The sequence below is a fragment of the Vitiosangium sp. GDMCC 1.1324 genome (assembly GCF_003044305.1).
Lineage (GTDB): Bacteria > Myxococcota > Myxococcia > Myxococcales > Myxococcaceae > Archangium.
In genome coordinates, this window is the sequence record NZ_PZOX01000002.1 from 134,130 (window position 1) to 158,771 (window position 24,642).

Annotated in this window: 18 protein-coding genes; 8 read left to right on the forward strand and 10 right to left on the reverse strand. The window is 67.8% G+C overall.

All coding sequences use genetic code 11. The features are described from left to right. Positions 1-18 precede the first annotated feature (18 nt). Together DAT35_RS05035 and DAT35_RS05040 are read right to left on the reverse strand one after the other, a co-directional pair. On the reverse strand, positions 19-5,295 hold the full coding sequence (locus tag DAT35_RS05035; RefSeq protein ID WP_158501555.1) for a HAMP domain-containing protein: 5,277 nt from the start codon (positions 5,293-5,295) through the stop codon (positions 19-21). Between the two features lie 105 nt (positions 5,296-5,400). Next, positions 5,401-5,850: an arsenate reductase ArsC gene (locus DAT35_RS05040; protein WP_158501556.1), complete on the reverse strand. Its 450-nt coding sequence runs from the start codon at positions 5,848-5,850 to the stop codon at positions 5,401-5,403. A 213-nt stretch (positions 5,851-6,063) separates the two neighbouring features. On the opposite strand from DAT35_RS05040, the gene DAT35_RS05045 reads away from it, so the two are divergent. The 4 genes from DAT35_RS05045 to DAT35_RS05060 are packed head-to-tail and all read left to right on the forward strand — an operon-like array spanning position 6,064 to position 9,467. Then, the gene (locus tag DAT35_RS05045; RefSeq protein ID WP_108065764.1) at positions 6,064-6,393 is read left to right on the forward strand and encodes a hypothetical protein; all 330 of its coding nucleotides are present in this window, start codon (positions 6,064-6,066) and stop codon (positions 6,391-6,393) included. Continuing rightward, on the forward strand, positions 6,393-6,656 hold the full coding sequence (locus DAT35_RS05050) for a hypothetical protein (protein ID WP_108065765.1): 264 nt from the start codon (positions 6,393-6,395) through the stop codon (positions 6,654-6,656). The genes DAT35_RS05045 and DAT35_RS05050 overlap by 1 nt, the downstream gene beginning before the upstream one ends. Next, positions 6,653-8,203, forward strand: a complete 1,551-nt coding sequence (locus DAT35_RS05055; protein ID WP_108065766.1) for a PepSY domain-containing protein — start codon at positions 6,653-6,655, stop codon at positions 8,201-8,203. Before DAT35_RS05050 ends, DAT35_RS05055 begins: the two co-directional genes overlap by 4 nt. Before the next feature lie 37 nt (positions 8,204-8,240). Next, positions 8,241-9,467: an MxcI gene (locus DAT35_RS05060; RefSeq protein WP_108065767.1), complete on the forward strand. Its 1,227-nt coding sequence runs from the start codon at positions 8,241-8,243 to the stop codon at positions 9,465-9,467. Positions 9,468-9,482: 15 nt separating this feature from the next. On the opposite strand, the gene mxcH is transcribed toward DAT35_RS05060, so the two are convergent. The 4 genes from mxcH to DAT35_RS05080 form a co-directional block, all read right to left on the reverse strand. Then, positions 9,483-11,969, reverse strand: coding sequence for a TonB-dependent siderophore myxochelin receptor MxcH (gene mxcH / locus DAT35_RS05065; protein WP_108065768.1), 2,487 nt, complete (start codon positions 11,967-11,969; stop codon positions 9,483-9,485). Between the two features lie 264 nt (positions 11,970-12,233). Next, complete coding sequence (locus DAT35_RS05070) at positions 12,234-12,983, reverse strand: zf-HC2 domain-containing protein (RefSeq protein WP_108065769.1); 750 nt, start codon at positions 12,981-12,983, stop codon at positions 12,234-12,236. Then, positions 12,980-13,594, reverse strand: coding sequence for an RNA polymerase sigma factor (locus DAT35_RS05075; RefSeq protein WP_233261310.1), 615 nt, complete (start codon positions 13,592-13,594; stop codon positions 12,980-12,982). The genes DAT35_RS05070 and DAT35_RS05075 overlap by 4 nt, the downstream gene beginning before the upstream one ends. Positions 13,595-13,832: 238 nt before the next feature. Then, complete coding sequence (locus DAT35_RS05080) at positions 13,833-14,729, reverse strand: LysR family transcriptional regulator (RefSeq protein WP_233261311.1); 897 nt, start codon at positions 14,727-14,729, stop codon at positions 13,833-13,835. A 129-nt stretch (positions 14,730-14,858) separates the two neighbouring features. Here DAT35_RS05080 and DAT35_RS05085 point away from each other — a divergent pair, with 129 nt between their 5' ends. Continuing rightward, on the forward strand, positions 14,859-15,836 hold the full coding sequence (locus tag DAT35_RS05085; RefSeq protein WP_108065772.1) for an NAD(P)-dependent alcohol dehydrogenase: 978 nt from the start codon (positions 14,859-14,861) through the stop codon (positions 15,834-15,836). A gap of 71 nt (positions 15,837-15,907) precedes the next feature. Here the strand turns inward: DAT35_RS05085 and DAT35_RS05090 are convergent, their stop codons facing one another. Both DAT35_RS05090 and DAT35_RS05095 read right to left on the reverse strand, forming a co-directional pair. After that, positions 15,908-17,749, reverse strand: coding sequence for a M4 family metallopeptidase (locus DAT35_RS05090; protein ID WP_108065773.1), 1,842 nt, complete (start codon positions 17,747-17,749; stop codon positions 15,908-15,910). Positions 17,750-18,098: 349 nt separating this feature from the next. Then, positions 18,099-18,500, reverse strand: coding sequence for a DoxX family protein (locus DAT35_RS05095; RefSeq protein ID WP_108065774.1), 402 nt, complete (start codon positions 18,498-18,500; stop codon positions 18,099-18,101). 258 nt (positions 18,501-18,758) lie between these two features. On the opposite strand from DAT35_RS05095, the gene DAT35_RS05100 reads away from it, so the two are divergent. Further along, positions 18,759-21,146, forward strand: a complete 2,388-nt coding sequence (locus DAT35_RS05100) for an excinuclease ABC subunit UvrA (RefSeq protein ID WP_233261312.1) — start codon at positions 18,759-18,761, stop codon at positions 21,144-21,146. 98 nt (positions 21,147-21,244) lie between these two features. Here DAT35_RS05100 and DAT35_RS05105 read toward each other — a convergent pair whose 3' ends face one another. Beyond that, positions 21,245-22,120, reverse strand: a complete 876-nt coding sequence (locus tag DAT35_RS05105; protein WP_108065775.1) for an alpha/beta fold hydrolase — start codon at positions 22,118-22,120, stop codon at positions 21,245-21,247. 320 nt (positions 22,121-22,440) lie between these two features. Between DAT35_RS05105 and DAT35_RS05110 the strand changes: the two genes are divergently transcribed. Further along, positions 22,441-23,484, forward strand: a complete 1,044-nt coding sequence (locus DAT35_RS05110; protein WP_158501557.1) for a DUF4157 domain-containing protein — start codon at positions 22,441-22,443, stop codon at positions 23,482-23,484. 98 nt (positions 23,485-23,582) lie between these two features. Here the strand turns inward: DAT35_RS05110 and DAT35_RS05115 are convergent, their stop codons facing one another. Then, positions 23,583-24,134 (reverse strand): carboxymuconolactone decarboxylase family protein, encoded by a 552-nt coding sequence (locus DAT35_RS05115; RefSeq protein WP_108065777.1) that lies wholly within the window; start codon positions 24,132-24,134, stop codon positions 23,583-23,585. Between the two features lie 86 nt (positions 24,135-24,220). On the opposite strand from DAT35_RS05115, the gene DAT35_RS05120 reads away from it, so the two are divergent. Beyond that, positions 24,221-24,550, forward strand: a complete 330-nt coding sequence (locus DAT35_RS05120; RefSeq protein WP_108065778.1) for a helix-turn-helix domain-containing protein — start codon at positions 24,221-24,223, stop codon at positions 24,548-24,550. Positions 24,551-24,642 lie beyond the last annotated feature (92 nt).

A 24,642-nucleotide genomic window follows, 5' to 3' on the forward strand; every position in this document is an offset into this window, starting at 1 on the left:
CGGTCCACGTCATCGCTGTCATTTCGCTCCCGCGCAAGGTTCTACCCACCGGCGAATCAGCTCCAACAGCCGCTCGGTATCGACCGGCTTGGACAGGTAATCCGACGCCCCGGCTTCGAGGCACTTCTCGCGGTCGTCCTTGAGAGCCCGCGCGGTGATGGCGATGACCGGCAACGACGCCCACCGGGGGTCCGCGCGGATGGCGCGCATCGCCTGGTAGCCATCCATCTCCGGCATCATCACGTCCAGCAGAACCACGTCCAACTCCGGAATCTTCTCCATGATGTCCATGGCAGCTCGCCCGTCCTGGGCGAAGGTGACCTGCATGCCGTGGTTCTCCAGCACGCTGGTGAGCGCGAAGATGTTGCGCGCATCATCGTCCACCAGCAGCACCTTGCGGTTGGTGAGCGAGCGGGAGAGCTCCTTCATCTCCTCGGCGGAGGCGCGGGACTGGTCTCCCACGCGGCGCAGGAAGCGGCCCACCTCGGCGAGCACCGCCTCGGGCGAGCGCGCGGCCGCCTCGAGCAACACGGACTCGGCCGAGCGGCGGAGCCTCCGCTCGTCATCCGGCAGGAGCTGCGAGCCGCTGTAGAGCAGCACGGGGGGCAGACGGGCGGGCCGGCGCACCAGCTCCACCAGCAGCTTCATGCCCCGTCCGCCGGGCGAGGCCAGGTCCAGGGCCAGCGCGTCCACGCCTCCGCGGTCCAGCGCCTCCAGGGCGTGGTTCGACTCCAGCTCACGCATCTCCAGGGGCTCGCCCATGTTGATGAGCTGCTGCGCGCACTCACGCAGCTCGGGCTTGGGGTCCACCAGCAGCAACTTCCGGGGTGCACCATCGGGCTTGAGCTCCAGGTGGCTGAAGGCGCCCTGGAGGGCCTCGGCAGAGAAGGGCCGGTCGAGGTAGACGAAGCCGCCGCCGCACGAGGCGCCGCGCATGCGGTCCACGCTCACCACCTGGACGGGGATGCGGCGGGTGCGCGGGTCGCGCTTGAGGCGGTCGAGCACGCTCCAGCCGTCGATGACGGGCAGGCCGAGCTGCAAGACGATGGCGTAGGGCTTGAGCCGCTGGGCGAGCGAGAGCGCCACATCCCCGCGCGTGGCCACCAGGGCCTTGAGTCCGCTCTGGTGCGCGGCGGCCACCAGGCCGCTGGCGAACTCCACGTCGTCCACCGCCACCAACAGCACGCGGTCCTCCGCGCTCAGGTCATCCCGGTCGTCCATCAACGGGTGGGGAGCGGCGGTGCCATGCACCTCGTCGCGAGGCAGCAGCTCGCGCAGCATGGGCGTGTAGCCGTCCGACTCGCTGGCCGGCTCGCCACCGCGCTCGGGGCCGTTGTAGCTGCGCGGCAGGTAGAGGGTGAAGGTGCTGCCCGCTCCCCGCGCGCTCCTCACGCGAATCTCACCGCCCAGCAGCCGGGCCAGCTCACGGCTGATGGAGAGGCCCAGACCCGTGCCACCGTACTTGCGGCTGGTGGTGCCATCCGCCTGCTGGAAGGCCTCGAAGATGAGCTTCTGCTTGTCCTCGGGGATGCCGATGCCGGTGTCGATGACGGAGAAGGCCAGCACCGTGTCCGCCTCCACCAGCTCGGGGGCGGCGAAGCGCTCCTCGGCGTCCGCCATGCGGATGCGCAGCGTCACCTGGCCCGCGCTGGTGAACTTGAAGGCGTTGGACAGCAGGTTCTTCAGAATCTGCTGCAACCGCTTCGGGTCCGTGAAGACGGTGGCCGGCACTTCCGAGCCCACCTCGGTGAGGAAGCCCAGGTGCTTCTGCTCGGCCACGGGGCCGAAGGTGCGGCGAGCGAACTCCACCAGCTCCGCTACGGCCGAGTCGCGCGGCTCCACCTGCATCTTCCCGGCCTCCACCTTGGAGAGGTCGAGAATCTCGTTGATGAGGGACAGCAGGTCCCCACCGGACGAGTAGATGGTCTCCGCGTACTCCACCTGCTTGCGGCTGAGCGTGCCGTCGGAGTTGTCCGCGAGCAGCTTGGCGAGCACCAGCATGCTGTTGAGCGGCGTGCGCAGCTCGTGGGACATGTTGGCGAGGAACTCGCTCTTGTACTTGGAGATGAGCGAGAGCTGCTCGGCCTTCTCCTCCAGGCTGGCGCGCGCCTGCTCGACCTCGCGGTTCTTCTCCTCCACCTTGATGTTCTGCTGCTCGAGCAGCTTGGCCTTCTCCTCCAGCTCGAGGGCCTGGGCCTCCAGCGCCGAGTTGGAGCGCTTGAGCTCCTCCTGCTGCTGGGTGAGCTCGCGCGACTGGCTCTGCAGCTCGTTGGCGAGGCTCTGCGACTGACGCAGCAGCTCCTCGGTGCGCATGTTGGCCATGATCATGTTCAGCACCACGCCGATGCTCTCGGTGAGCTGGTCGAGGAAGATTTGATGGATGGCGCTGAACGGGTGGAAGGAGGCCAGCTCGATGACGGCCTTCACCTCGCCCTCGAAGAGGACGGGCAGGACGATGACATTGAGGGGGCTGGCCTCGCCCAGGCCGGAGGTGATGCGGATGTAGTCCGCCGGCACGTGGGTGAGGAGGATGGTCTTCTTCTCCAGGGCGCACTGGCCCACCAGGCTCTCGCCGAGGCGGAAGCGGTTGGCCACGTTCTTTCGCTCGCGGTAGGCGTAGCTGGAGGTGAGCTTGGCCACGGGGTGGCCGTCATCCGAGTCCATGAGGAAGAAGGCGCCGTGGTGCGCGGACACCAGGGGCGTCAGCTCGGACATGATGAGCCGGGAGACGGCCTCCAGGTTCTTCTGGCCCTGCATCATGCCGGAGAACTTCGCGAGGTTCGTCTTCAGCCAGTCCTGCTCGGTGTTCTTCTGGGTCGTCTCCTTGAGGTTGACGATCATCTGGTTGATGTTGTCCTTCAGGGCCGCGACCTCGCCCTGGGCATCCACCGAGATGGACCGGGTCAGGTCACCCTTCGTCACGGCGGTGGCCACCTCGGAGATGGCGCGCACCTGGGACGTCAGGTTGCCGGCGAGCTGATTCACGTTGTCGGTCAGCTGCCTCCAGGCACCGCGGGCGCCGGGCACCTTGGCCTGGCCGCCCAGCTTCCCTTCGATACCCACCTCGCGGGCCACCGAGGACACCTGCTGGGCGAAGGTGCCCAGCGTGTCGGTCATGCTGTTGATGGTGTCCGCCAGAGCGGCCACCTCGCCCTTCGCGTCGACGACCAGCTTCTGGGTGAGGTCACCGTTGGCGACCGCGGTCACCACCTTGACGATGCCGCGCACCTGGGTCGTCAGGTTGCGGGCCATCAGGTTCACGTTGTCGGTGAGGTCCTTCCACGTACCGGCGACACCGGGCACGCGCGCCTGGCCGCCCAGCTTGCCCTCCGTACCCACCTCGCGGGCGACGCGGGTCACTTCCGAGGCGAACGCGTTGAGCTGATCCACCATCGTGTTGATGGTGTCCTTCAGCTCGAGGATCTCCCCCTTCGCGTCGACGGTAATCTTCTTGGACAGGTCGCCGTTGGCGACGGCCGTCGTCACCTTGGCGATGTTGCGCACCTGGTTGGTCAGGTTGGACGCCATCGAGTTCACGCTGTCGGTCAGGTCCTTCCAGACGCCGGACACGCCCTGCACTTCGGCCTGGCCGCCCAGCTTTCCTTCCGTACCCACCTCGCGAGCGACGCGCGTCACTTCCGCGGCGAACGACCGGAGCTGGTCCACCATCGTGTTGATGGTGTTCTTCAGCTCGAGGATTTCACCCTTCACGTCGACCGTAATCTTGCGCGACAGGTCGCCATTGGCCACCGCGGTGGTCACCAGCGCGATGTTTCGCACCTGGCTGGTGAGGTTGGAGGCCATGAAGTTCACGTTGTCCGTGAGGTCCTTCCACGTACCGGAAACGCCCGGCACGTCGGCCTGACCGCCCAGCTTGCCTTCCGTACCCACTTCCTTGGCGACGCGCGTCACCTCGCCGGCGAACGAGCGGAGCTGCTCGACCATCGTGTTGATGGTGTTCTTCAGCTCGAGCACCTCGCCTCGCGCGTCGACGGTGATCTTCTTGGACAGGTCACCGCGGGCGACGGCCGTGCTGACCTCGGCGATGTTTCGCACCTGCGCGGTCAGGTTGTTGGCGAGCAGGTTCACGTTGTCGGTGAGGTCCTTCCACGTACCGGCCACACCGGGCACATCCGCCTGGGCGCCCAGCTTGCCTTCCACGCCCACCGTCTTGGCGACGCTGGTCACCTGGTCGGCGAAGATGCCGAGCGTCTTGGTCATGCTGTTGAGCGTGTCGGCCAGCGCGGCCACCTCGCCCTTGGCATCCACCACGAGGCGCTGGGACAGGTCCCCGTTGGCGACCGCGGTCACCACCTTCACGATGCCACGCACCTGGGTGGTGAGGTTGGAGGCCATCAGGTTCACGTTGTCCGTGAGGTCCTTCCAGACGCCGGACACACCGGGCACGTCGGCCTGGCCACCCAGCTTGCCTTCCGTACCCACTTCCTTGGCGACGCGAGTCACTTCGCCGGCGAACGAGCGGAGCTGGTCCACCATCGTGTTGACGGTGTTCTTCAGCTCGAGCACCTCGCCCCGCGCGTCGACCGTGATCTTGCGCGACAGGTCACCGCGCGCCACCGAGGTCGTCACCTCGGCGATGTTTCGCACCTGCGCGGTCAGGTTGTTGGCCAGCTGGTTCACGCTGTCCGTGAGGTCCTTCCACGTACCGGCGACACCGGGCACACGCGCCTGGCCACCCAGCTTTCCTTCCGTACCGACTTCGCGCGCGACGCGCGTCACTTCGGCCGCGAAGGAGCTGAGCTGATCCACCATCGCGTTCACCGTGGTGCCGATGCGAAGGAACTCGCCCTTCACCGGCTGCCCTGGCAGGTCCAGCGCCATCTTCTGGGTCAGGTCACCGCGCGCCACCGCGCCCAGCACGCGCGCGACTTCCGTCGTGGGCTGCACCAGGTCCGCGATGAGCGAGTTGATGGAGCCGATGCTGGACGCCCAGCCGCCGCTCACGGGGCCCAGCGAGGCCCGCTCCGCCATCTGGCCCTCGCGGCCCACCACGCGCTCCACGCGTACCAGCTCGTCCTGCATCCGCTGGTTCATCGCCACCATGCCGTTGAAGGCGTGGGCAATTTCCGCCATCGCCGCGGGCTGCTCCTCCGGCGGCAGACGGACGGAGAAGTCACCATGGGTGACGGCCCGCATGGACTCCAGCAGGGTCTCGAGCGCCTCGGCCGTCGCGACCCTGCGCGGACGGGAATGGGCGAGACGTGCGAGCGTGGTGGTCTTGCGGGTCTTCTTGCCAGTCTGGGTACGGGAGGAATGGCTGGAACGACGATTCACGGGCCTCTCCAGTGCGGAAGTTGGGCGTTCTCCAAACCCTGGGAGTCCGGGCGTTCGTTCCTGCTCAGGTGGCGCCTCGTACGGGAACAAGCGGGCGTGCGAGCGCTACGGCGGTGCGCCGTCCTGGTCCTGGTGAGGCAGGAGCATCAGCTTCTCCGTGGGCAGCGCGCACAGCAGGTCCAGGCGCTGCGACAGCTCGCGTCCCACCTGGGCGAAGAGCAACTCGCGCTCCTTGTCGCCGCCGTCGAAGGCCACCGGGTCTGGCTCGTCCCAATGGGCCGAGACGGTCCTCCCGGACCAAGCCACGCCCACCTCGCGCGCCTTGTCACTGACCGTGATGACCAGGTGGAAGTGCTCGTCCTGGAATTCCTCCCAGGACTTGCTGCGGGCCCCGTCCGGCTCGATGCGGAAGCGCTCCCTGAGCACCTTCACCGTCAGTGGGTGCACTTCGCCCCTCGGCTCCAGGCCCGCGCTAAAACTCTCGAAGCGCCCGTGCCCCAGACGGCGCAGCAGGTACTCGGCCATGATGCTCCGGGCCACGTTGTGCGTGCTCAAGAAGAGGACTCGAAGTGTGGGGGAGGGGCGCATGGCGCGAGTCATGGTGGGATGGTGCCCCCCGGACGCCAAGTGTGACCGCCGTGTCTGCCTGCACTCCCTGGAGCAGGGAGTGCTGCCGCGTTCGCGCTTGACTCCTCCCTCCCTCAGGGGTCAACTGCGGCCATTTTTTGATACTGATTCTCAGTATCAATATCCGCCCCCGAGGAGGATATGGCGCTCTCGATGTTCCTGACCCTGCTCGGGGCCGCCCTTCTCTATGGCGTCGGAGCCCCGTCGGCCCGCGCTGAAAGCGCATGGCAGCAGGCGCTCCGCCGCCACCGTGCCTGGGCCCGTGCCGCGGGTGCGAGCGCGCTCGTGGCCGGGGCGCTGGCGGGCGTATCGGCGGAAGGTTGGGGCATTGGTCTCACGGTGGCCGCCACGTCGCTGATGCTCGCGCTCTCACTGCTCGCGCTCTGCCATCCGCTCTGGCCGCGCCGCACCTGGGGCGTGGTCCAGGTCCTCGCCCTGGTGCTCGTCGTGAAGTGGCTCGGAGGAGCGTGATGGCGCGCAAGCACGAACACGGAGCCGGGCGCATCTCCGCGGCGGTCTCGGCCGCACCGGGGGCCGCTGTCCTCGCGGATCTCGCCCTCGCCACGGTGCTTCCCCTGCCTGGAGACATCCGGCTCCTCGTCGCGCTCCTGGCGGCAGCTCCGGCGATCGTCCTGGCGGTGTGCCTGGCGTTGCTTGCCCGCAGTGGGCCGCGCGCATGGCTCGGCTCCGTCGTAGTGGGCGCCGCGTCCGCCGCCGTCCTGGTCCTCTCATGAAGCTGTCTCCACGAGCCTACGAGATCCTCTGGGATGCGCACGCCTGGGCCGGAGCCCTCTCGTCCATCGTGCTCTTCACCCTCTTCTTCCTCGGGCCCTTCGCCCTCTTCGCCGAGGAGCTCGCTCCCTGGCAGGAGCCCGCGTTCCGAGGGCCCATCGCCATCTCCGATGAGCGCGCGCTCGAGCTCGCGCAGCGCGTGGTGGACGGCGAGGCCGCGGCGAAGCCCGCCTGGTTCGGCATCACGCTGCCCACCGACGAGGAGCCCTGGCTGCGGCTCTGGCGCATGGCTCCTGATGGTGCCATCCACTCCACCTGGGTGGAGCCCCTGTCCGGGCGGAAGCTCGGGGAGCGCAGCGACCTGGGCGAGTTCCTCAACGAGATGCACTTCCTCGGGCCCATCCCGGGGGGGAAGTATGTCGCGGGCATCGCGTCCATCGTGCTCCTGCTCTTGATTGTGACAGGACTCCTCATCCAGTTCGGGAAGCTGGTACGCGAGCTCGTGCAGTTCCGGCCCCACCAGGCCCGGCGGGTCCTCTGGTCCGACGCACACAAGGTGCTCGGAGTGATCAGCAGCCCGTTCCTGCTGCTCTTCGCGCTGACGGGGACCGTGCTCTGCCTGTCCGCCTGGCTCCAGCCGGCAGCGGCCGCCACGGCCTTGCGAGGCGATGAGCACGCCCTCGAGAACGCCATCGACTGGCCGTCGCCGCGTCCCCCAAAGGGCGAGTCCGCCCCGGCGCCCGACCTGAGACTCGCCCTCGAGAGGGCCCAGGCGCGGTTCCCCGCGTCGACCCATCGCTGGTTCTTCATCGACAACCTCGGCGATGCCCATGCCGTCGTCCACTTGCCCGGCGAGGGCCGCGGCGGCCTCAACGCGTACGATCATGCCTGGGTGTCGCGGGACGGCGAGCTCCTCCGGGTCCGGGAGCCTGGCGGAGCCACGCACTACTCACGAATCATGGAGACGCTCTCGGGCCTGCACTTCGCCGCCTGGGCGGGGCTCGCCACGAAGGTGCTCTACGCGCTGCTGGCCCTGCTCGCCGCGTTCGGCATCCTCGCGGGGAATCTCCTCTGGCTGGAGCGCCGCCGGTCCCGGGGGCTCGGCTCCTTCGACCGGCTCCTGGAGAAGCTGACGGCGGGCGGCTGCGCGGGTCTCCCCTTCGCCGTGGCCGTCCTGTTCGTGGCGAACCAGTTCCTCCCCCCCGGGCTCCACGACCGCCCGAGGTACGAACACGCGCTCTTCTATGCCGCCTGGGCCGTGGCGCTCGGCTATGCCCTCGCCGATCGCTCCGCCGCACGCGCCGCGCGGAGGCTGCTCACGGGTGCGAGCGGCATGCTCTTCGTGGTGCCGCTGATCGACGCCGTGCGAACCGCCCGCGTTCCCTTCGTCCCCGGCTCCGCCTTCGTCTTCGCGACGGAGCTCGGCCTCGTCTTCCTGGGTCTGCTGCTCGCTGGCGCCGCGAGAACCCTCTCCCGGCTCCCGTCTCGCCACGGTCCCTCGCATCCCGAGGAGGCGCTGGCCACCGGCTCCTCTGGCTCCATCGCCTGACCTCGTTTTCCGCACGAACAACCCCACCGGAGCATCCATGAAGCCCTACCGTCGTCTCGCCACCGCGCCCGCGGCATCCGCCCTGCTGCTCGGAGCAGCCCTCGCCGCGTGTGGAACCGAGCCCGAACCGAGCGAGCCGTGTGCCACCACGGGGAATGGCCCCCTCTATGCCCTCGCCACGTCCATCTTCGACAGCGACGGCGCAACCACGTACGTGAGCATCCTGGAGTCGCTCGACGTGCAGAGCGTTCCCCTCGACCAGGCCCAGGAGCATGGGGGCTTCGCGACGATTGGCGCGATCGGAGGGAAGCTCTTCGTCGGTGACGGAGAAGCGCCGGAGATCAGCCGCTACGCGGTCGGCACCGGCTGCACCCTGAACCCGGATGGCCGGTTGAGCTTCGCCAACTATGGCCCCGCCGTGACGCCGCTCTACAAGAATGTGTTCGTCGACACCTCCACCGCCTACATGCAGCTCGAGGAGTCCCGGCGGATTGTGTGGAATCCCTCGGCGATGGAGATCTCCGGCGTCGCCGACGCACCCGGCCTGGCCGCCGAGCGCGACGGCCTCGTCGTGAAGGCGGGCTTTGACCGGAGCACGGCCGTGCGTGATGGCTACTCGTTCCAGCCCTTCTACTGGACCGACAGCTCCTTCTACCGGTTCTCCCCGGGTTCGCAGATCGCCGTGTACTCGAACGCCGACGACCGGCTGGTCAAGCTGCTCGATGCGCCGTGCCCGGGGCTCGACATGGCGACGCGAGACGAGAACGGTAACCTCTACTTCAGCAACTGGGTCTTCAGTGCCGCGGCCCCGGTCCTCGAGGAAGGCGCGCCGGACACCTGCGCCGTCCGCGTCAAGGCGGGTGAGCTGGCCGTCGACGAGAGCTGGACCCACCGGCTCTCTGAAATCGTGGGCGGCCGGCAGATCGCGGGGTTCCGCTACCTGTCCAACCAGGTGGGCATCGTCGCCGTGCTCCATGACGAGCAGATGAACATCGACGAGAACACCACGCCGTCGGCCATCACCAGCGGCAGCAACTGGCGGCTGTGGCGCGTCAACCTCGAGACGGGCACGGGCGCGCCCATCGAGGGGCTGGGCGGAATCGCTGGCGGCTACTACGCCTTCGTCCTCGACGGCCGCACCTTCCTGCTGCTCCCGAGCGCCGACTACGCGAAGACCACGGTCTACGAGCTCGGCGTCACAGGGGCCGCCGAGCCGCGCTTCGAGACCCTCGGCTGGGCCTACCAGCTCGTGAAGCTGCGCTGAGATCCGCGCGCCGGGCTAATACTCGAAGGTACCCTTGAGCCAGAAGGAGCGGCCGGGGCGCTGGACTCCGAAGAAGTCGTAGTTCCGTGCGTCGCCGAGGTTCTCCACCTCGGCGGTGAGGCCCATCACCCGCTCGCCCAGGCTCACGCGATAGCCCACACCAGCGGTCTGCACGAACTGGCTCGGGATCACGTCTTTCGTCGACTGTGCCCCCGCGCTCTCCCAGCCCCGGACGAACTCGTGGATGTAGCGAGCGCTCCAGAAGGGCGAGAGCTCGTCCCGCGCCGCCAGGAGCTCGCGAACGGACATCCGCGCCGTCGCATTGGCGAAGAACCACGGCCGGTTCGGGAGCCGGTCGCCATCGAACGCACCAAAGGTCCCCTGTGCCGAGGCGTTCCGGGCATCCTGGACGGTGGCGTTCGCGTCGACGTGGAAGAGGCTTCCGGAGGAGCTCCAGCCCGCGGACCCCTCGACGCCAAGCACTCTGGCCCCGTAGACGTTCTGGTAGCGCCAATCGCGATTGTCGCCGAGGAGGATGATCAGGTTCTGGGCCAGGCGCGCGAAGCCGTTGAGCTCGCCGCGGAAGGTGCCCAGGCCCGAGCGCAGCGGCGACGTGGCGAGGCCGAGGTTGATGTTGTGACTGAGCTCGGGCTCGAGCTCGAGGTTCTCGTGGATGAGGACGCCATTGCCGAAGACCTCGTCCACCCGGGGATGCCGTGTTGCCCTCTCGTAGCTCACCTTGAGGTAGAGCGGGCTGGCGAGCCGCACGCGCAGCGCCACACCGCCGCCGAGCTGCTGCTGGTCGCGGTCCTCGCGCCGCCATCCACCGCCGGCAGCGAGCGCCTGGGCCCGGGCCACGTAGTGGTAGTCCTTGCCGAAGAGGATCACCTCGAGGGCGTCGTCGAACAGGTCCAGCTCGTATTCGAGGCCGAGGACCGCGGTGAAGAGCTCCCGTTCCGCTGCGAGGGGATCCTGGCCATTGGTGGTAAGCCTCTGTTCGCCGGTACGCCACGTCTGGGTGGGCGCGAGGGAGAGCCGGAGCCGCTGAGAGTCGGAGAGGGTCCAGGCGACGTTGGCACGGCCATAGGCCGCGTGCTGCCGGAGGGTCTGGTCCGTCGCCTCGCCGCCAATCTCTCCGGGCAGGGTCCGCTCACGCACCCGCTGGCCGTACCAATCGTAGACCCAGTTCGAGACATCGACGAAGTCGGTGGCCTGCCACCCGTACCCGCCGACGACGTCGAGGCGCAGGGCCTCGGTGAATGCCTTCTCATAGAGCAGCTGGCCACCGGCGGAGGTCACACCGTAGTGGGCCTCGCCATAGGGCACGCCCCGCATCACGAGGTTGTGCTGCAACTCCTTGCCCGTGCCGGAGCCGAACGCCCGGAAGACCAGCCGGTCCGCCCAACCCAGGGACATGAGGCCCACGTCGAGCCCACCGCCCAGGGCCTTGTAGCCATCATGGAAGCGGGGAACCGTGGCCTGCTGAAGTCGGCCCTGGTCGTCGGCCACTTCGACGTCGATGGGGTAGTTGTTGCGCGCCGTGTCCGCGAACAGGTGGGCCCGGGCGAAGAACCCGCCCGGCTCTTGGCTGTAGCTGCCCGCGAGGGCGAGGCGCCACGTGCCAAACGAGCCTCCCTGCAGGGAGATGGCACCGTGCGCTCCCCCTCGCAGTGGCGCGCTGACGAGATTGACCGCGCCGCCCAGGGCATCGGCCCCGTACCGCACCGGCACGACGCCGCGGTAGACCTCGATTCGCTCCACGAGGTTCACGGGCACGTTGGCGATGCCGAACGGATGGCCCGCGAGCTCGAGCGGAATGCCATCCAGGAAGAAGCGGATCTGCTCGTCGCTCAGTCCGTTGAGGGAGAAGCGCGCCGAGCTCCCGAGGCCCCCCGTGCGGCGGACCGCCACCCCCTCCTGCTGCGCCAGCACCTGGCCGAGATCCGCGGACTGCGCCTTCGCGTGCCGGGTATCGACCACCTTCACGGCCTCGGCGGACTGGCGCATCCGCTCCGCTTCCGACTGGCCGCGAACGGTTGTCTTGTGAACGCGCTCTTCCCCGGTGGGCGTGGGCTCGGCGGGCACGGGTTCAGCGGGCGTGGTGGTCTCAGCGGACGCGGTGGGCTCGGCGGGCGCGGGAGACGCTGGTGCTTCGGGCGCGAGCCGGAAGCTGTGGACGAGCTCGATCCGGCAGGCCACGGGTCTGCCCTCCATCCGAGCGGGCTCGAAGCGGAAGGTGAGACTCGCGGCCCGCGCCGCCTCGTCGAACGCCGCCCCCGCCGACCTCACGACCTCCGACTCGGTGACGGCACCGTTCTCGTCGAGGGTGAGCATCAGGACCACGTCGGCCTCCCGGCGGGCCGCGAGTTCCGACTCGGGATACGGGACCTCGACGGTATCCGTTCGACGAGGAGCCTCGACCACCGGTCCGGGTGCTGCATCAGCGGGAGCCGCCGGGGCCGCCGCCAGGAGAAGGGAGAGACACGAGAGAAGCGAGAACATCCGCCATCCGGATCGGAGAAGGCCCGGAGGCGGAGCTCGCATCACTCCAGGCGGTCGTTGATTCAGGTCGGCGAAAAGCGAACGCCCGTTCGACCGCATGGCCGACCCGGGCCACGACACACTCTCGCGTCCGTGGCACCAGCGCTGATTTTGATGTCGAGAATCATTCTCAACTTCGCGGCGGCACTATCCACGATCGATCCGGGGCGGTCAAGCCAGAGAAGAGAGACGTGCCCCTCTCGTGGAAAGGAGAGGGAGTGTCTGTCATTTCGGCGAGAGGGTCAGCTGCGTACGGGAGAGGGTGTGGCCCTGGGAGTCCGTAAAGGTTGCTCGTACTTCCAACGGCCCGGAGAGCCAGCTCCCTTGCACGGGCGTACTGAAGGGCAGCAACGTGTCCACGCCCGCCGTCACCTCCTGCGCCGAGCCCTCGGGCGGAAAGAACCGCAGCGGCTCCCCCTCGGGAGAGGTCGCCTCCACCGAGAGCCTCACGTCCTCCGGCGCCGTGTAGCTGAACTGCACCGCGTTCCCCTCGCCACACACCAGCGTCCCGCCGGGCCTCGCCTCGGCCCGCACCTGCCCGTCCGAGCCCACGCAGAAGGCCCGCAAACCCCAGGCCTCCGTCCCCGTCCCGCCTCCACGCGACTGCCACTCGGGTTCCTGGGTCCGCAGCCTCGGCACCACCAGCATCAGCGCCACCACGGCCGCCGCGAATCCCACGACCGGGATGAAGAACGTTGGAAAGAAGCGCTTGCGCTCGGGAACGGGTGCCCGCGCCGGCTTCGCCGCAGCGCCCAACCGTGCGAACAACTCCTTCTCCAGCAGCGCCTCCCGACTCGCGGGCAGCGCGCGCTTCTCCAGCACCGACTCCACCCGGCCCAGCTTGTCGTAGGCCTCGCGGCACTCCTCACACCCCTCCGCGTGCGCGCGCAGCCGGGTGAAACCCTCCCCGTCCAGCTCGCCCCGGAAGAGCGCCTCCAGTGCCTGCTTCGCCTGTCGGTCCGCGCACCTCGTCATGACTGGCCTCGCCGCTTGAAGAAGCTCCACCCCTTCACTTCCATCCCCTCCAGGTAGCCACGCGCCTGCAGGTACTCGAGCAGCCGCGTCTTCAATCCCAGCTCCCGTCGACGCACCTGGATGCGCGTCAGTCCCAACCTCTCCGCCGCCCCCTCCTGCGCCATCCCCTCCTCGCCGAAGCGCAGCTCGAACAGCCGCCGCTCTTCCGCCGTCAGCCCCTCCTTGAAGCTCGCCAGCAGCCCCTCCACCTCCCGGTCCTCCAGCGCCTGCGCCAGCCCGTTGCCCTCCTCCGGCGCCTGGCCCGCCTCCTCGAAGGGCTCCAACCCCACCGACACCTCGCGCTGCCGTGTCTGCTCCAGCATCACGTTGCGCGCGATCCCCACCAGGAAGTGCCCGTACGGCCGCACTCCGTCGTACGCCGCCCGCGCCCTCGGTTCGAAGGCCCGGGCGAACGTCTCCAGCACCGTGTTCTCCAGCTCCAGCGAGCCCCTCACCTGAGTGAACCCCCGCCCACGCCACGCCATGGCCCGGAGCATCCGGGCCAGCGTCTCCGCGTGCGCCCGGTACACCCGGCCCATCGTCTCCGGATCTCCGTCCCGGAAGCGTTGCAATGTCCGCTCATCCCACTCCATCCGTCAGCGACTTACCGTGCCTCGCCGCCCGCGTCATCCATCCGTCATGCTGGAATTGTCCGTGGAAGGCCCGATTGGATCTCCCGCGGTCAAAAGACGCCTGGAGTGGGAGGCAGTGGCCTCCTTGACTGGCCCGTGACTTCAGGGGCGCGAGTGTCAACCAGACGGCGGGTGAGCGCCTCGGCCGCCTGCCTGCCGGCCGTCACCATGCCCTCAACTACCCCTTCGCCCGGGCTGCTCCCGGTCGACCCAGCTCCTCGGCGAGGAACTCGGATACCAGTCGGACCCGGCGGCTCGTGCGCACGTCCTGATGCGTGACGAGCCACATCGGGAATGTGAGGGGAGGAAGGTCCTTCAGCACGCGGCGGACGGAGGGGTCGGCGTCGCCCACCTCGGAGATCATGATGCCGATGCCCGCGCCTTCGCGGACGAGCGCCCACTGCACGTGCTGGCTCTGGCTGAGGAGAGGAAAGTTCTTCTCGGTCAGCGACAGGCCGAGCGCCACGAGGCCTTTGCGGTAGGTGTCTGCGCGGTCGAAGCCGATGAAGGTCGCACGCGCGAGGTCGTCCCGGGTGAGCTTCGTACCGAGCGTTCGCAGATACTTCGGCGCCGCGTACAGGTATGCCTCGTTGTCGCGGATTTTCCGCGCAATCAGGTCAGGCTCGGTCGGGCGAAAGCCACGGATGGCAATGTCGGCCTCGCGGCGGCGGAGGTCCATGGCGACGTTCGAGGCGACGATCTCCACTTCGATGCCCGGATGCCGGGCGCGCAGGGCCGTGATGATCGGCGGCAGGAGGTAGGCCGCCACCATCTCGCTGGCGGTGATGCAGACGGGGCCGTCGAGCGACACCGCCTGGCCGGCAGCCACGCGTGAGACGCGGAAGGCCGCGTCGCACATGGTGCGGACGTGCTCGACGAGCTCGAGCCCGGTGGGCGTGAGGGCCAGCCCTCGCCCCGCGCGCTCGAAGAGCGTCACACCCAGCTCGGCCTCGAGCGCCGCCACCTGGCGACCCACCGTCGGCTGCGCGATGCCGAGCGCGCGCGCCGCGGCGGAGAAGGACCCTTCGTCGGCGGTCACGAGGAACGCGCGGACGTGATTCCAGTCGAACTCCACGTGGCTCCAATCCATGCATTTCCGCATATCACATCAGCAGGTCTGGCCGAGGACAGGTGCAATCCTGCATGGGAGAAAGGCTCCACGACTTGCACGGGTGCTCCGGGCGCCCATCGAAGGAGACCGCGTATGAAGGCCATCGTGTATGAGGACTACGGCCCGCCGGAGGTCCTGAAGCTCCAGGACGTCGTGAAGCCCGTCCCCGGGGAGGGCGAAATATTGGTCCGGGTCCGAGCGGCGGCGGTGACCACGGCGGACAGCACCTTCCGCAAGGGCGACCACTTCAGCACGCGGCTGGCGTTTGGGCTCAGGAGGCCACGCAAGCGCATCCTGGGCACCGAGCTCGCCGGAGACGTCGAGGCGGTGGGCAGCGGGGTCACGCACTTCAGGCCGGGCGACCCGGTCTTCGCCGCGACGGGCGCTGCGTTCGGCGCCCATGGCGAATTCGTGTGCCTGCGTGAGGATGGTGCCGTCGCGCGCAAGCCGTCGAACATGACGTACGACGAGGCAGCATCTCTCTGTGACGGAGCCATGACGGCGCTGCCCTTCCTCCGCGACCACGGACGCGTGCAGCGAGGGCAGACCGTCCTCGTCAACGGCGCTTCCGGGAGTGTGGGCTCCGCCGCGGTGCAGCTGGCCAGGTACTACGGCGCGCACGTCATCGCTGTCTGCAGCACGGAAAATGTCGACAGGGTGCGTGCCCTCGGAGCGGACGAAGTCATCGACTACACGCGGGAGGATTTCACCCGACGTCGAGGCGCCTACCACGTGGTGTTCGATGCCGTGGGAAAGAGCTCCTTCTCGCGATGCAAGGACGCGCTGACGGACAGGGGCATCTATCTCTCCACCGTTCCCACCCTGGGGATGTTTGCGGACATGCTCTGGACACGTTTCTTCGGAAGCAGGAGAGCGCTCCTGGCGCTGACCGGCCTGCGGCCGCCGAGCACGAAGAGGAAGGACCTGTGCTTTCTCAGGGAGCTCGCCGAAGCGAGCCGGCTCCGCGCGGTCATCGACCGCCGTTATCCCTGGGAAGACAGCGCCCAGGCCCACCGCCGCGTCGACTCGGGACACAAGCAGGGCACCGTGCTCCTCCAGATGGGGGCGTAGGGGAGCGCGGCCGCCGTGGATTCGCGCGGGCCCCTCGCGGATTTCCGAGGGGTCCGCCTCGACGCTCGGGCTCAGTAGGAGCCCACGAGCGAGACACCGGAGTAGGTGCTGTAGGCGTGCACCATCACGTAGAGGCGGGCAGCCGCGGTCTTCGCGGCGATGCTGCACGTCTCGGCGTTGCCGGTCTGGTACGGGCGGCAGTCGTACAAGGAGGTGGTCGGGATGGCGCCGGCCCTCACGTACAGGTCCGCGTCACCCGTGCCGCCACTGAGGGTGAACGTGGACGCCTTGTTGGCTGGAACGTCCAGGTAATAGTACAGCGCCTTGCCCGTCGAGGCGGAGAGGCCTGTCTTCGCCACGCCGTTGGTCAGTGGGTTGGAGATGCCCACGCCCACCGCCTGCCAGGCCGCCGTCACGGAGGCCACATCCGCCGTGGAGTAGCCGAGGAACGCCGCGGCCTGCTCGGTGTATGTCTTTGCCTGAGCGAACGTGGTGGAGGTCGTGAAGAAGACCTGGTTGGCCGTGTAGAAGATGCGGCCGGCCTTTTCCACGCCGAGCGCCGGCACGACCGTGGTGCTCTTGCCGCGCGGGTGCGTGCCCCCCTTGGACAAGAGTGCATAGGCCAGGTTGCTGATGCCCGAGCTGTAGTGCACGTCCATGCTGCCAGCGCTGCTCGTCCAGTAATCCAGCGAGATGCCATCCAGGGCCGGATTGTCCATGTAGCGGTACGCGTCACCGGAGATGGTGGGCGTCCAGATGTCCTCGCCGAGCTTGTAGATGTCCACGGCCGTGGACCAGGTCCCCGAGGCCCAGCTCTCGCACACGCTGGCCATGATGTCGGCGATGGACTCGTTGAGACCCCCGGGCTCGCCCGTGTAGGCGAGGTTGGACGTGCGCTCGATGACCGCGTGGAAGAGCTCGTGCGTGGTCGAGTCCTTGTCCAGACCGCAGGAGAGGGAGTCCACGCCGTTGCCATCGGTGAACAGCAACTGGGTGCCGTCCCAGTTGACGTCGGTGTAGTTGGAGTTGTTGTAGTGGGAGAGGGCTATCAGCGGCGCGCCCGCGTCGTCATACGAGTCGCGGTTGAACACGGTCTTGAAGCAATTGTAGGCCTCGCCCAGGTTGTCATAGATCGCATCCGTGATCGCATCGCCCGTGGCGGGCTGCCCCTCGACGCGGACGACGATGTTGTTCGGCCACGTTTTGATGCTGCGATAGAGCGCCGCGCGGACGTCCGAGTCGCGCTGCTCGACGGAGCCGGTCAGCGCGTTGATGAAGACGTGGTCGCGGATGGGCTGGGTGGCGCCCTCGCCCGTGACCACCACCTCGTAGGCGAGCTTGAGCGTGTTGTCCTGGCCGGAGCGCACATACACCAGACGCGGCTCCCCCTGGGTCTGGAGGCGGAGTCCCGCGGTGGCGTCGAGGGCGGCGAGCCTGGCGGCGTCGCTGGCGATGAGCGGTTTGGATGGAGCCGACTCGCCGTCGCGCGCCGAGCCGTTGGCCGAGGAGATGAGGCCATGGACGTCCTGGTGGACGATGAGCTCACCGCCGATCACGGGCAGACCGTTCTTCGTCTGGCGGTAGCGCAGATGAGTGTTTCCCTGCTCATCCGTGTCCGAGCGCACGAGCACCAGGTCGGAGGACTGCAAGCGGAACACCGCGGCGATGTTCGATAGGGAGGAGCCCGCGGCGAGGCCCTGGGCGGCACCCAGCCGGCCCTTGATCATGAAGGGGACACCATCTTCGTGAGAGCCCACGACCTCGGCGGAGGGAAGCGCCGCGAGCGCGGCCTGGATGTCCGAAGTGGAGCCGATGTCACCGGTGTGCTGCTGCGCGGCGGGAGATGCCGAGGGCTCGGTTCCACAGGCGGTGAGGGTGAGCGAGAAGCATGCTGCGAGCATCCAGGTGCGCATTCAGTGTCTCCCCTTGAAGAGCGGCGATAAGCCGCTCGAGGCGGGAGACTATGACTGCGAGTGAAACACTCAATCAATGGAAATACGGGGTAGCAGGGAAGAGGACACTGTGAGCGGAGGAGGTCGCGAAGGCTTCAGCGTCCGCTGCTGCGCTTCGTTCCCAGCCAGCGGCTCACGCGCACCTTCCCGGCGTACGGCGTGCCGCGATCATGTAGCGGGTGCTTCATGGCCCATGTGGTTCCGGCTCCATTGTCCGGTGGGCCATCCGCCGTCATCCATCGCCATGAGGATGGAGTGCCCGTAAGTGATTGCACGAGGACTCGGCGCGATCATGGCGCCGAAGCCTCTGCTAGAGGCGGCGCCACAAGAAGTACGAGAGCCCCCAGAGCACGCCGGTGGCCGCCGCCCAGCCCCACGCCTCCGGGCCATCGCCCACCGCGAGGTGGGCGAGGAGCGCCGAGACGAGGGTGATGGCGAAGCCGGCGTAGGCCCACTCCTTGAGCCGCGCCGGCACCGGCGCAAGCATCAGCACCACGCCAAGGAACTTGGCCCATGAGAGCTCCACCCGGAAGTAGTCGGGGAAGCCGAGGTGGGTGAACGCCTGCGCCACCTGCGGCAGGCGCAGTTGCGCATAGGCGGTGAAGCCCATCTGCAGGCAGAAGAGCGCGGTGACGATCCAATAGGCGATGGTCGTGGCTTTGGGGGCGGTCTTGGCGGCGACGAAGGCCGGCTTCTGCAGAGTCGATTCCATAGGGTTCTTCCTCTCACGTTTCAACGCTTCGGGGCGTCAGGAGACCAACCGGGGGTGGCCTCGGCGCCGACGAGGCGTCCAATTCCACGTCCGCGTATGTACCTCCACGTTCATATGCCCGTCAAGTCATATGACGAACTCGTCGGCAGCCGTCCGAAGACGTCCGCCAGCAGAAACTGCCAACCCCGTGGGGGACCCGAGACGCCCGCGGGGGCTCTCTTGACAAGCCCGTCGGTGCTCAATGACATGAGTGCGCACATGGCCTCCTCCAATAAGCACTCCGCAGACAGCCACGACCTGATTCGCGTCCAGGGCGCCCGAGAGAACAACCTGAAGGACGTCAGCGTCGAGATCCCCAAGCGGCGACTGACTGTGTTCACCGGCGTCTCGGGCTCAGGCAAGTCGTCGCTGGTGTTCGGCACCATCGCGGCGGAGTCGCAGCGGATGATCAACGAGACCTACAGCGCGTTCGTGCAGGGATTCATGCCGACGCTGGCCCGGCCTGAAGTCGACGTACTGGAAGGGCTGACGACCGCGATCATCGTTGACCAGGAGCGGATGGGCGCCAACTCCCGCTCGACGGTCGGCACGGTGACGGACGCCAACGCGATGCTGCGGGTGCTGTTCAGCCGCCTCGGCAAGCCGCATATCGGCTCGTCCAACGCCTTCTCCTTCAACGTCCCGTCGGTTCGCGCGGTCGGGCAGATCTCGGTTGAGAAGGGAGCTGGCAAGTCCGAGAAGCGCGTCTTCACCGTCAACGGCGGCATGTGCCCGCGATGCGAGGGCATGGGCTCGGTCACCGACATCGACCTGACCCAGCTGTACGACGACAGCAAGTCGCTCAACGAGGGTGCGCTCACGATCCCCGGCTACACGGCCGACGGCTGGCAGGTGCGCATCTTCGCGGCCTCGGGCTTCCTGGACCCGGACAAGCCGATCCGTGACTACACCAAGAAGGAGCGCCACGACTTCCTCCACAAGGAGCCGACCAAGGTGAAGGTCCAGAACGTGAACCTCACCTACGAGGGCCTCATCCCGCGGATCCAGAAGTCGTTCCTGTCCAAGGACGTCGACGCGCTGCAGCCTCACATCCGGGCGTTCGTGGAGCGCGCGGTCACCTTCACTACCTGCCCCGAGTGCGGCGGCACCCGGCTCAACGAGGCCGCCCGGTCCTCCAAGATCAAGGGGATCAACATCGCCGACGCCTGCGCGATGCAGATCAACGACCTGGCCGCGTGGGTGCGCGGTCTGGACAAGCCGTCCGTCGCACCGTTGCTGGCGACGCTGCGGCAGACGCTCGACTCGTTCGTGGAGATCGGGCTTGGCTACCTCAGCCTCGACCGGCCGTCCGGCACGCTGTCGGGTGGTGAGGCGCAGCGCACCAAGATGATCCGCCACCTCGGATCGTCACTCACCGACGTGACCTACGTCTTCGACGAGCCGACGGTCGGGCTGCACCCCCACGACATCCAGCGGATGAACGACCTGCTGCTGCGGCTGCGCGACAAGGGCAACACCGTCCTCGTGGTCGAGCACAAGCCGGAGGTGATCGCGATCGCCGACCACGTCGTCGACCTCGGCCCCGGCGCCGGCACCGCCGGCGGTGAGGTGGTCTTCGAGGGCACTGTCGACGGGCTGCGGGCCAGCGGCACGCTCACCGGGCGTCACCTCAATGACCGGGCCTCCCTGAAGCCGTCGGTGCGCAAGCCGTCGGGTGTGATGGAGGTGCGCGGCGCCCGCACCCACAACCTGAAGAACGTCAATGTCGACATCCCGCTGGGCGTGCTGGTGGTGGTGACCGGCGTGGCTGGGTCGGGCAAGAGCTCACTGATTCACGGCTCGGTGTGTGGCCGGGATGGAGTGGTGTCGGTCGACCAGACCCCGATCCGTGGCTCGCGGCGGAGCAACCCGGCGACGTACACCGACCTGCTGGAGCCAATCCGCAAGGCGTTCGCGAAGGCCAACGGCGTGAAGCCCGCCCTGTTCAGCGCCAACTCCGAGGGCGCCTGTCCGACCTGCAACGGCGCCGGGGTGATCTACACCGACCTGGCGATGATGGCCGGCGTCACCACGGTCTGCGAAGACTGCGAGGGCCGGCGATTCCAGGCGTCGGTCCTGGAATACCGGCTCGGCGGGCTCAACATCGCCGAGGTGCTCGACCTGTCGGTCGAAGACGCGGTCGGCTTCTTCGGCACCGGCAAGGCGCGTACGCCGGCCGCGCACGAAATCCTGCAGCGCATGGCCGACGTGGGGCTCGGCTACCTGCGGCTCGGCCAACCGCTCACCACGCTGTCGGGTGGCGAGCGGCAGCGGCTCAAGCTCGCGACGCACATGGGTGCCGACGGCGGCGTCTACGTGCTCGACGAGCCGACCACCGGGTTGCACCTGGCCGACCTCGAGCAACTGCTCGGGCTGATGGACCGGCTGGTCGACTCCGGCAAGTCGGTCATCGTGATCGAGCACCACCAGGCGGTGATGGCGCACGCCGACTGGATTATCGACATCGGGCCGGGCGCGGGCCACGACGGCGGGCGGATCGTGTTCGAAGGCACCCCGGCCGACCTGGTGGCGGCAAGGTCGACGCTGACCGGCGAGCACCTGGCGGCATTCGTCGGGAGCCGTCCGAAGGATGTCCGCTCCCGCTGAGACGCCGAGCGCTTCACGGTGGTGGTGGTGTACGAGGGCGTCTTCTGGGCCCGCGCGGCGCTTTGCATGTGGGTTTGCCCCGGCTACGTGGGGCAGGCTCAGTTCGCGAGCAGGAACTGGCTGATCCGGTTCGACACCCAGCCGCGGAACTCATCCGTCGTGGGCGGGCAGTGATTGCAGTCGCGGATGAGCTCCTTGTCGGTGAGTGAAGGGAAGAGCTCGGCCGCACGCGCGAGGACTTTTTCTCCCGGGAAGCTGAGATCCCGGTCCGCACCGATCACCAGCGTCGGTGCGCTGAAGTTCTTCAGCTCGTGAGGCCTGGCGAGGGCGGGCATGCGCATGTTCGTGTCGTAGGCGCGCAAGGCTTCGCCCATGTACGTGGCCCAGGTGTCGTCCCAGTTGGTGAGCAGGTTCTTCAGGAACGCCTTGAGGCGGCGCTCCGACGGCGACCTCAGGTAGAGCATCATGGGGATTGCCATCCGGGTGATCCCGGCCCATGCCGGACCGTTCACCATCCCCGCCGGCACCATCAGCACGAGCCGGTTGATCCGCTCCGGGGCACAGGCGGCCAGGCGGATGGCGGCGAAGCCGCCCCAGCTGACCCCCACCACGTGGGGTTTCCGCAGCGACAACCCATCGAGCACGTCCTGCAGCCACAGCCCGTAATCGTTGTTCGACACCGAGGGCCGCGTGTCCGCGCTCTTCACCGACTGGCCAATGACGTCTACGGAGTAGACCCGGAAGTGCTTCAGCAGGGGAGCCATCTCGACAAGGGCGATGGCGGAGTTGGCGAGCGCGCCGTGGAGGACGACGAGACTGGGACCGTTCTCAGGTCCGCCCACCAGCACGTGCGTGTCGCCGAATCGCGTGCTCACCGTGCGGCTCTCGGTGGGAACGGGGAGCCGTTCGCGGAACCGATCGAACCACTCCAGCATCGTCGCCTTCGCCTTGTCGCCTTTAAACAGGGACTTCATCGGACTCTCCTTCTGGACGGCTGTTTCTTGACGGGTCGAAGCCCCTGCAGGTGCTGCCGCATGAGGTGATCAACGAGAGAAACCAGAGTGGGGTATCTGCCCTGGACCCACGAGATCTGTCCGAGACGAAAGAACAGCATATCCTCCAAGAGCCGACTACCAAGACTTTCTCTTCCTGCCGGTGGTGTTCCCACCGCCCACGCAAGCAGACCGTTCACAGTGCCACCCCTCAGCTCGTCCTTCCGAGCGAGGACCCGAGCCGTCCACGACACATAGCCCGAGAGCTGCTCGGGTGGAGGGAGGAGAACGAGATGCTCCGAATGAAGGCGCAGCAAGGACTGAAACCAGCGATGCACGAAGGGCTCAGAGGGCCGGGCCTGCGTGGCAGACCGCTCCCCGAGGAGGTACGGCATCGCGCCGAGGCCCTGTTCGGCGAGGACTTCTCCGGCGTGCGCATCCACGTCAGCCCCGAGGCACGGCAGATGGGTGCGCGCGCCTTCACCTCCGGCATGAATATCTATCTGGCCCCAGGGGAGTGGAACCCGCGCACGGAGCGGGGGTTGCAGTTGCTCGGGCACGAGCTCGCTCACGTGGTGCAGCAGCGATCGGGGCGAGCGCACAACCCGTACAATTACGGCGTGGCCGTGGTGCAGGACGCCGACCTCGAGGCGGAGGCGGACAGGATGGGGTGGGCACTTGCGCGAGGTCCCTCAAAGAGTGCGCTGGAGGTGCCAGAGAAGTGCCATGACTCCTCGCTGGGGGTGCAGGACGAGCCGGCCTTGGGTCACATCAATCCACGCCAGCTGAACGGACTCGAAGCACCGTCCGTTCAGCTGAAGGCAAAAGACAAGCTCGTCGTGACGACGGGCAAGAAGTACAAGAAAAAAGCAAAAGAGCGAGCTGAAGCTTCCCAAGTCGAACAGACGCTGGACGAGCAGATTAGACACTGGGTCGAGGATTACGGGCATGCCTTGGACCGGCACAGCGGCCTGACGACCGTACAGCTCGACGCCAGAAATCTTCCGCTGGCCACCACCTTCGAGACAGACGACGATCTCTTCGAGGGCGCCAAGGCGGTCATCGTCGCGAATGAGGCCAAACTGAATTCGTGGTACATGAACACCGACGAGACGCGCATCGCTCTCTGGGCGTATCGGCCGGAGGAGTGCACCGTACGAGGACGGCGGAAGCTCGCTCGGCCTCAGTGGCACCAGTACCAACATCCGATGCCTCCACACCCAGGCTTCGAGGACGTCGATGAGGAAGAACTCATTTACGTCATTGGTATATTCGACCGGGACTCGTGGAGCGGCTCTCCCAAGGGCCTTGTGACCTGCTTTCCGTCAGACACCAAGCCCACGTAGCGAGCATGGAATGCGCCTCTCGGGGGCGAAGTCGCGCCGTCAGGGGGCTACTCGAGTGCCTGGAGCTGTCCACCGCCATGGCGGGCGCCTGAGCCACTTCAGGGTTTGGGGAAGCGCGCGCCGAAGGACTCCACCGGCAGGCGCAGCGCGTTCGTGACGAACGAGATGGCGTGGTAGTAGCCCGCGAGCACGAGCAGTTCCAGGAGCTGCGCCTCGCTCCACTCGCGCGCCAGCTCCGACCAGAGCGCGTCCGAAACGGTGGACGTCGCGTGCAGCTCGTCACAGAGCCGCAGCAGCAGCCGCTCGCGCGGGCTGAACGGCGTGGCCTCCGAGTCGTCCGTGCACAGGCCCCGGACTTCCTCGGGCGTCAGGCGCACGCGCTCGCCGAAGAAGGCGACGTGGACGCCCCACTCGTACTCGGAGCCGCAGCGCCAGCAGGTGCGGTCGATGACCAGCTCCCGCTCGCGCAAGCTGACGCTGCCCTTGTCCAGCAGCCCGCCCGCCATCAGCCGGCTGAAGACGCGCTCGTTCTTCGCCAGCGTGCGGAAGAGCACGAGGGGTGGAACTCCCTCCGGCATGATGCGCGCGAGCGCGGTGGTGACGGCTTCGGAGTACGGCGGCTCCTTGGGCGCGATGCGGGGTCCGGTCATTTCTCGCCTCCTCGGTTTCGGGGTGCTACTTTTTTCGTAGCACGTCACCTCTAATGCTACTTTTTCCGTAGCGCAAGCGAGACACCATGGCACGCACACCCCGACCCGGCTCCCCCGCCCGAGGCTCGCGCACCGGCCGGCCAAGCATGGTCCTGCTGGATCTGCTCGGCCGGCGGTGGATGCTGCGCATCATCTGGGAGCTGCGCGGGAAGGCCCTGACGTTCCGCGCCCTGCGCGAGGCCTGTGGCGACGTGAGCCCCTCGGTGCTCAACACGCGCCTCAAGGAGCTGCGGGACAGTGGTCTGGTCACGCTCGACGAGGCCGAGGGCTATGCGCTCACGCCGCTCGGACGGGAACTGATGGAGCGATGCCTCCCGCTGGTCGAATGGGCGGAGCGCTGGGCGAAGCGCGGGTGACGCACGCTCCATCGCGACGGAGACAGGCGCCTATGCGTGGCGAATTCTGGACCGACGAGGAACAGGGTCTGGCTCAGGAGGGTCGTCGAGCC